This is a genomic window from Microcoleus sp. Pol12B4, from assembly GCF_036701385.1.
In the GTDB taxonomy this organism is placed as follows: domain Bacteria; phylum Cyanobacteriota; class Cyanobacteriia; order Cyanobacteriales; family Microcoleaceae; genus Microcoleus.
In genome coordinates this window covers 1-8,652 of record NZ_JAUBQR010000260.1, presented here as the reverse complement: position 1 = coordinate 8,652, position 8,652 = coordinate 1, and the positions used below count along the sequence as shown (strand labels likewise).

Genomic DNA, 8,652 nt, shown 5'->3' with positions numbered 1-8,652 from the left:
GCGAGTGTCACAATTCTGCTGCCTATCCTTTTTTACCACCAATGGCTTCAATCTTTACCTCATCTGGGTTTCAGGCTGGTTGTCACCCCCCCCCATTACTATTACATAAGGCAGCCAGATCAATTTTGTTTGTGTCATATCGTTTCCGGTTCCATAGGGATAATAAAATCGAGTCAACAGTTAACACTCAACCATTCAGCTTTGCGACCCGCCCGTCAACAGTCAACAATAATTCCGGTGCAACCGGAATTGATATCAATTCAAAATAAGATGCTGTTTAACCAAAGACAAATCCGTCTTACCAAAATTTACAACCAAAGCCACATTAAAATTTTCCAACGATTTTACAAACCACATAATTTCATTAGAAGCTTTACCTTCATAGTGATTAAACAAAATAGAAAATCGTTTTTCCAACTCTGGTTTGACTTTGCCCGAAAGCAGTACAAGTTTCAGCAGTAAACCCATTGTCCTGCTGGCGCCAAGGTTGTACACCAAGTCGTAAAAAACGTAGTGGCTGGGATGTTGAGAATTTTCCACTACTAAGAAGTTGAACAACTGGTGGCAAGTCCGAACTAACAATGAATTATTGAATTTCACCGAATCATTTTCTGGCAATGTATTTTTGATTTGTTTGTACAAACGGTCATTAAATTGACGCCCGCCGTATTCGGACTCGATCGACGATATTAAATATTCATATAAATCCACTTTAAATGAGCCGTAAGATGGAGTTTGTCTGGAATCTCTCAGGAAAAATTGAGCCGCTTCTTTGTAGCTGCGATCGCCTGCTACTTTTCCCGCAAATTCCCTGACCGCTAAGTGCAGTTCTGCATCGTTTAAAAGTGTGGGATTAGCTGCCCGCTCCACAATTCCTATTTCTGTATTTCTCGGCTCAACCAAATAATTTAAATATTGAGACAAATGTGTTTCAAATTGTCGCTGTTTTTGAAATGCCAGTTTTTGAATGGTTTGTTGGTCTTCCTCAATGCTGCCCTTGCTCAGTAGAGAATAGCCGTACAAATAAGGATACCGACATATCAATTCGCCCAAAGGAGAATCTGTATCTTGTGTCTGCGGTTCCGCCTCTCTATCTAAGGCTTTTACTAAGCGCTCTATGGTCTGAAATTCTTCACTTTTAGTAAAGAAAGCTATTTGTTCTTGCAAGCGCTTGACTATGTAAAATTCCGTCCCAAATCGGGGAGAAGCCTGCTTAAATAAAGCTACCAACTTGGCGATCGCGAACTGGTTGTGTGATTGCAATTGCCAGCGGTTGATCGGGATGTAGCAGCAGCGGTGTAGGATATATTTAAAGTGCTGATCCAATCGCTTGACGGAGACTATACTGTACAAAGTTGCTTCAATCTCTCGATCGGGATAGCCCATGCCGTCGATAAATAGCTTTCGGAACCGCTCGATCACCTGTGCGGGAGATTCTGTTTCCACGCAGGAGACGATGTGATCGTACAATCTCTGTTCGTTGCTGCCAGTTGGAACACTATCTGAGGGCGGGGTGAGGATGCTGCTGTCTGCATCTGTGTCTACGCTGCTGTCTGCAACTGGTGCGACAACCACTGTCGGTTTTTCCTCAACAGTTCGATTGGGATTCAAGAACCAATAGTGTTCTTGGCTTAATTGTTTGTTCGCAGCCCAATCCAAAGCTGACTGCAAACTTTCTCCTGTCAATAACAGCGATTCATCTTCGCGGTCTGAAGCCAGCCAGGCTGCTAGCGCGGAGTGGTATGGAGCCAATTTTCCCAGCTCTTTTTCTACCCAGAATCTATTAAAAACTGACTGATAAATTAGGTTTGAAACTATTAATTTACCGTGAGACTTAACCACCAGTCCTGACAGTTGCAATTCAATTTTTTCGGGAGAGTAATCTGCTGGTACTCCCTGCGATTCCCCCGGTTTCGTTGCCTCGATCGGTTGCAAAGCTTGCTGGTAAAGCGTTAACAGCCGCGTGAGGTCGCAGTGGCTATGGAAAATGCGATCGCGAATTGGTATTAAATGTTGGGGTTCGTCTTCTTCTTCCCAATTTTTAATAATTCTGTGTTTGACCAGTTTTTCAACCTGATGAGCTTCGGCATTTCTACCAATAAAAAGCCCGTATTCAAGTACCAAGTGGCAAACTTTTTGAGTTAAAAACGGTTGGCCGCCCGTCCAAGCTAATATTTCTTGGAGCACTTTTTGGGGGCGAAAAGCTTTCAGGGCTAATCCTTTTGCTAGCGACAAACTTTCGTGCAGTTGGAATCGACTTAAATGAATCTGCCGTCCAATATTAAAAGGGTTGCAGCTTGGATCTCGGATCAATTCTGAGGGGGCTGCTACTCCCATAACAGCAAAAGTCAGGCGATCGTATTCCGGTTGCTCTCCCCGTTTCGAGTAACAAGCCCGGATCAAAGCAAAAAAATCGCTGGTACTGAAATTTAGGCTGCTGATGCTGTCAATGTCATCTATAAAAATTACCAGATTTTGCTGAAGTGACTTGAGCAAAACTTTTTCGATAAATATCTCCAATCGCTGCACCGGCGATAACAGTTCGCGATCGTTCCACCACTTGATAGCATCAAACCTGTTTGTGATGTGTAAACTGCTTGCCATGCGGTACATGATTGCTGCGTACCACTTTTGGGGGGAGATATTTGGGCTGCTGATGCTTCTCAAGTTGATAGCTGCAAAAACTGTACCTTCGGCTTGCAACCTTTTGGCCGTTTGCACTAGCAGGCTGGACTTGCCCATTTGTGGCGAACTCAACACGTAGCAGAAGTCTCCGGCTTTGAGTCCTTCGTATAGCTCACTGTCGGCCGATCGCCTGACATAGGTGGGCACACCGGCAGGCAAATATCCTCCGACTTGATATTGGTAGGTGGAGTTGACTTCTGCTGTCATCTGGGAATTCATCAAGATTTTACACCCCTATGCTGTGCGATCGAAAGGTTACAAATTGGAAGTATTGCCCGCTTATAGCATTTTAGATTTTAGATTTTAGATTGGGGAACGACTTATTCAATAAGGGTTTGGAGTTTGCCTGTTGCATTTGCAGTGTTTTTTTTGAATCGGCCTTACTATGGTGGAAAATTTTTGTTCCTCTTTCTCTATTGTCTACTAGCTCAGCTTTTTTCTTGTCAATCTTTACCGTATCTTTGCAAGCGTTCGTCCCAAATCCTACCATCGGCTGAATCGTATCCCGCCACTTGATTTTTTACACTCGTTGACATAATTGATGAATTTTCACTTTCCTCGGATTGAGAACGCTAAAACGCCGTTTTTTTCACATTTTTTTACAATAATACTTTAAATTTCACCCGGTGGTATGATGTGGACAGGGAAACTCTTAACCACAGCGCCGTCAACCTTCAGCCTTCAAATCCGCTTGCCGGATGCCGGAGAAAAACGCGATCGCAATGGCTGCCAATAAAAAACCCCAGCGTTTTGCTGAGGACTGCTTGAGTGGGAGATATCGTTAATCTGCGTTTTTTTAGTTGACTTAGATTGCATGGAATTCCATGCTGCTGACTTTCCCCGGGCTTTCGCGATCGGGGATTCCTAAGAACAAACTTTTCAGGATGCATCCACAAAAAGTTTAATTCTTAAAGGGTTTGTGAGTACGAGGCTAACCACTTACTCAACTATAAAAGTTAAGTTGGTGGCTAATTGTAGAAGATGCGCCGTGATGGCTTAACTACCCGATGGATTAGCACCCTGATGGCATAACTCCCTGATGGATCGACGCCCTGATGGCTTTCGCTCCACTACCCAAAAAATTCGGGTTGATGGATGATCGTGGACATTAGTAACACGTCACTTCCGGCGTTTCCGATCGCAAGCGGGTGTGCCTGTCTGAATTGATTATGGCAGGCAGATTTATCAGAAGACAAGTGGGCTATTGCATCAACCCATTTCTGACAGATCGGGTTAGCCAAAAAGTGTCAATCTACGCAAATCAGGGTCATCGAACATGAAAAACAGCATCTTAGTATTAGGGGTAATTGCCTCGGCTGGCTTCGGCTTTTTCCAGGCAGGCAGCGCCAGCGCTTCAGCGATCGCCCCACAACATTCATCAGCCAGCAGTTTGACGGCTTGGGAGAGTCGTCCCGACTTTAACTACACTGGAACGAATGAGGATGGGGAGCAAGAAGAGGTAAAAACGCGTAAAGGCAGGAAATAATTGGCGCTATTGTGTGGTTCGCTCTGATGCGGTTGTGGCTGTAGTTGTGGTGCTTGTTGTCCCAACCGCCTCTAATCGAGGTAGTTAAAACTCGATCCCAATATCAGTCTACCTAATCCCAGGGGTGGGGATCGGTTTCAGAGAACGGTGGATGGGAAAATAAATAGGTAAGGCGAGTCTGTCGGTGGAGTTTCCCCGCCTATCAACTTCCTTACCTTCTGATGTTCGGGATTTGGATCTGGCACAATCGTATTTCATCTCGTAAAAACCCAATGGAAAATACTCTCGAAACTACCCGCAGACAGCGCGTATTGACAAGAACCCAGGAACGTCGTCAGGCAACACCCAAAGAAAAACAGTTAATTCATCTGCTAGCCAATATGGCTTGCAGTTTGATTAAATACGACTACAAACACGCAGCGGGCAAGGGTACTCTCCCGCCTTCGGAAAGCAAGCGTTTAGCGGAATGGCACTACCTGCGAGTTCAGCAAATTCGCCGGATCGAACGCTCATTGGAACCCGTAGCGACCCTCAAGCGCGTGTACTACAAGAGCATCCTCAGTCCGAGAGATCTGAAGTCTTTAAAACTTCTGTGGCTGGAGGAGGACAAAAACCGTGTCAAACGGGTCGATCCTGAGTTGGACGACATCCTTAGCGAAGCTTTGGATCGGGGAGATACTTTAAAACAGCTCTTTCACTCGATCGAAGTCAAAGAACGCACCTTTTCTGCAACTCCTCGCCCCGGCGCCGTGCCGCTGTGGGTCAAAGAGTGGGAAGACTCTGAATATGACATAAACTTTTTTCCGCCTTCGTTCTCTGCATGGGTTTCGATCGTGGACGACTAGGTTCAAGAAAAACTCTTTGACATGGCATCAATCGTAAAATTTAGATGGTAGACGGATTTGCTATTGCTGCCATTGGTGAAGAGGGTGGGGGCGATCGGCTAAACTAGGCAGCGTGGCGCGCAGGCATCCGCGTACAGAGAAGTGAATCGGAGTCAGTACCATTGTACAATGGGGGAAAACCAGGGCTTCAGCTAATCGCTGATAGCTGATAGCTGATAGCTGATAGTTTCTCATGACTGACTCGATTTCTACTTCTCCTCTAGACTCGGCGGCCGATACAGCCGAACTCCGCTCTCAGTTGAGGTCGGGTTCGGAAAAAACTCAACTGCAACTGCTACAACAACAAATAGCAGATTCCGGTTGGGATGTATTGATGGAATTTTTATTAGAGCGCAAGTCAGAGGCACCGACTGCGGTAATGGGTAAGGCTTACCAAATTCTTTACAGTGCTAATTCTCCGAGAGCGGCGGAGTTTTTGCAAGCGAATTTTCCCACTGGGGTTGTGCCGCTGCGATCGGACTCTAACGTTGATTACACTCCGCTGCAACAATTATTGGCGTTACAGGAATTTCAAGAAGCCGATCGCTTGACTTTAGGCAAGCTTTGTGAATTGGCGGGTGATACAGCTTCCGTGAGAAAGTGGCTGTATTTTACGCAAGTTGAGAGTTTGCCGGTGGCGGATTTGCAAACAATTAATACGCTGTGGAAAGTTCATTCTGAAGGCAAATTTGGCTTTTCAGTGCAGCGGGAAATTTGGCTAAGTTCTGGCAAGAATTGGGATAAATTGTGGCCGCTAATAGGCTGGAAGAAGGGGAATAATTGGACGCGGTATCCGCAAGAGTTTATTTGGGATTTGAGCGCGCCGAGAGGGCATTTGCCGTTGTCGAATCAGTTGCGGGGAGTACAGCCTTTTGCAGCTTTGATGGCTCACCCTGCCTGGTTGAAGTGAATGGTTTTGGGGCTTTTGGAAAATGTGAGGCGGGCTGGATGTTCTGCCCGAAATTTGTTGGTGAGGGGTGTGGGTTCTGACGGTAACACCCGTGAGAACATAGATAGGCTTGCTGAGGCGTTGCACAATTAAAGGATGATATTGAGGTTAATCAGTATGGAATGTCCAGAATGCAAATCGACAAGAACCAGTAATAATGGACATAAAAGAGGTTAGCAAAATTACCTCTGCCGCAATTGTGGTGGCCAATTTGTTGAGCTAGCGACAACCAATCGTGGCTATAACGATCAACTCAAACGTGAATGTCTGAAAATGGGCGTTGCATAATTAGAGTATGAATAGAGGGAATCACCATGCAATGTCCTGAGTGCAAATCAACCCATAGCCGTAAAAACGGTAAGAAAAAAGGAAAACAGAACCACATTTGTATTTGTGTCAAATGTGGCCGTCAATTTATCGATGATTATGAGTGCGAGCGAGGTTACAGTGAGACTGTGAAACGGGAATGTCTAAAAATGTATAGCAGCCGCCAAGGCAGTTAGGACGATTGACATAAGACATCTTCAATGGCATCTCGTAAACAATCAAACTGCCCCAGTTTTTTGCGAATTCGACTTTTTAACCAAGACCAACATTGCTCAATTTTGTTGAGGTCTGGAGAATAGGGGGGTAAATACAATAGTTTACAGCCTGCCGTCTCAATCAATTCTCGAATACGCCCACCTTTGTGGAACGTGGCATTATCCATCACCACAACCTGTCCAATTCTGAGTGTCGGAAGCAAACAACTTTCTAACCAGGTTTCAAACACAGTTCGATTACACGCCCCCTCAATAGTGAAGGGAGCGCTCAGATTTTGGTTGCACAAGGCGGCAATTATGTTCACCCGTCCCTGGCGCCGGCCTGATTTCAGGGCATGGAAGTGCTGCCCTCGCTCATTCCAACCATAATCATATTGATCTCGACTATCCATCCCTGATTCATCTAGGTAAACAATTTTCTCAGGGGGTATTGTGGACAACTGCGTTACAAATGCCTGGCGTTTTTCTTCATCCCGTTCCCAGTAGCCATAGGTCTTTTTTTTCGAGTGAAGCCAATTTTTTTTAAGGCTCGTGATATCGTGCGAGCGCTGATGTGCTCATCCCACAGTGAGGCCATCTCGACTTGCATTTTATCCCCATAAGTTTTAGCGAACTGACGAAATTTTTCCCAGTCGGTAATTTTATGACCATTACCTTTGAGTTGATTCGGTAACGCTTCTTGCGTCCGCAGTTTTTGCCTGCCTCCAAAGTCATAGGTTAATGGTGTTGTGACTAATGTTGAACAGAAGACTTGCTTCGCTAATCTTCAAGCCATCGAGCTTTATACCTGGGATCACTTTCTGACGAAGGTCGTAACTGTAGGGTTTGGGTATGGGTTTCGCGCTCACATGATTGGGGATTACTTCCAGTCTACGTCTTAACCGCCTTGGCGAGTGCTATACGTCAATGGTATGAGTTTTCGGGCTATAGAACGAATCAAGGGAGTTCATCACACCACCCTAATAACTTGGGTAAGACTTGTGGGAAAACTCTTACCAGATGCTTATGACCCCGAAGTCATGCCAGAAGTCGGTGAGGTTGATGAATTACAGACTTATGTGAAAAAAAAAAAAATTTGGCTGTGGACAGCCGTTGACCACTTTCGGTCAAGAATTTTAGGATGGGTATTAGGAGATCATAGTTCCGAGACGTTTGAATCGTTGTGGGACAGGGTAAGTGCCTGGAAATGCTATTTTTATGTCACGGATGGATGGCCCGTCTATCTCATGTTTATTCCTGATGAAGATCACATCATCAGCAAGACTTATATGATAGGAGTAGAAGGGGAAAATACGAGGTTGAGACATTATCTGGCAAGGCTACATCGCAAGACTCTTTGTTATTCTAAGTGCGCGGAAATGCTCAGGGACTCTATTAAATTATTAATATAGCGATCCTAATTGAGTTGTGAACACTAACCATACATATAAAGTTTGGGAAATTCAAATATTTGACGATTCAGAAAAAACATAAATAACCTCTTTACTATGGCAAAAAATTTACAGCGATAGGCAAATTTCCTCAAAAGATTCTTTCCTTGTAACCAAATATCTTCTACTGGATTTTGTTCCGGGGCATTCGGGGCAAATAAGATACACTTTATTTGCCATTCTTCGGGAGATTTTCCTTTATTTACTAATTCTAAATATTCTCTTAATTCTTGTGATTTATGATAGGTTGCTCCATCCCAAATGATTGTCAGTTTTGAGTTTGGGCGTTGTTTTATCAAATATTTTAAAAAACTAATTGTATTTGCTGAGTCTCATTTTTCATAGGGTTGTACTAAAAATTCTTTATTTCCATAATCTAAGGCTCCATAATAGGTTTGCCTCTGTTTTTGATTGGTCATTTCTACTTCTACTCTCCGAGCGCTTTTTCCCCAGACATACCCACATAAGTCTCCCCACAATAAATGACATTCATCTAACATGAACACACATAACTTACCTTGTTTTATATCTGACTGCCATGTTTCTAAATACTCGTTAGTTTCTTTTTTTTTATTTTCTACCAATTTGGGGTCTTTTTGGGGATGCTTTTTTTGGGACTTTTTCCAACTAACTCGAGCTGATTCAAATAAAGAATAGTAACTTTGTTGTGATTGAT

Annotated in this window: 5 protein-coding genes and 4 pseudogenes; 5 read left to right on the top strand and 4 right to left on the bottom strand. The window is 44.2% G+C overall.

Annotated elements, in window-relative coordinates; all coding sequences use genetic code 11:
- Positions 1–255: 255 nt before the first annotated feature.
- A complete protein-coding gene (locus QUA38_RS25320; RefSeq protein WP_333166824.1) occupies positions 256–2,892 on the bottom strand; it encodes an AAA-like domain-containing protein in 2,637 nt (878 codons plus the stop codon).
- Positions 2,893–3,961: 1,069 nt separating this feature from the next.
- Between QUA38_RS25320 and QUA38_RS25315 the strand changes: the two genes are divergently transcribed.
- Both QUA38_RS25315 and QUA38_RS25310 read left to right on the top strand, forming a co-directional pair.
- Positions 3,962–4,171 carry a hypothetical protein gene (locus QUA38_RS25315; RefSeq protein ID WP_333077656.1) on the top strand — a complete coding sequence of 70 codons (210 nt, stop codon included), beginning with the start codon at positions 3,962–3,964 and terminating at the stop codon, positions 4,169–4,171.
- A 272-nt stretch (positions 4,172–4,443) separates the two neighbouring features.
- Positions 4,444–5,016, top strand: coding sequence for a hypothetical protein (locus QUA38_RS25310; protein WP_333066315.1), 573 nt, complete (start codon positions 4,444–4,446; stop codon positions 5,014–5,016).
- A 60-nt stretch (positions 5,017–5,076) separates the two neighbouring features.
- Here QUA38_RS25310 and QUA38_RS25305 read toward each other — a convergent pair whose 3' ends face one another.
- Positions 5,077–5,250: a hypothetical protein gene (locus QUA38_RS25305; RefSeq protein WP_333166823.1), complete on the bottom strand. Its 174-nt coding sequence runs from the start codon at positions 5,248–5,250 to the stop codon at positions 5,077–5,079.
- Between QUA38_RS25305 and QUA38_RS25300 the strand changes: the two genes are divergently transcribed.
- The gene (locus QUA38_RS25300; RefSeq protein ID WP_333166821.1) at positions 5,249–5,965 is read left to right on the top strand and encodes a GUN4 N-terminal ARM-like repeat domain-containing protein; all 717 of its coding nucleotides are present in this window, start codon (positions 5,249–5,251) and stop codon (positions 5,963–5,965) included. The two genes, QUA38_RS25305 and QUA38_RS25300, sit on opposite strands and share 2 nt — an antisense overlap.
- 353 nt (positions 5,966–6,318) lie before the next feature.
- Positions 6,319–6,501: pseudogene (locus QUA38_RS25295) on the top strand (IS1/IS1595 family N-terminal zinc-binding domain-containing protein); the annotation flags it as partial.
- Between the two features lie 2 nt (positions 6,502–6,503).
- Here the strand turns inward: QUA38_RS25295 and QUA38_RS25290 are convergent.
- Positions 6,504–7,379, bottom strand: a pseudogene (locus tag QUA38_RS25290) (IS630 family transposase).
- Between the two features lie 63 nt (positions 7,380–7,442).
- Here QUA38_RS25290 and QUA38_RS25285 point away from each other — a divergent pair.
- A pseudogene (locus QUA38_RS25285) lies at positions 7,443–7,937 on the top strand (IS1 family transposase); the annotation flags it as partial.
- 23 nt (positions 7,938–7,960) lie between these two features.
- Here the strand turns inward: QUA38_RS25285 and QUA38_RS25280 are convergent.
- A pseudogene (locus QUA38_RS25280) lies at positions 7,961–8,652 on the bottom strand (IS630 family transposase); the annotation flags it as partial.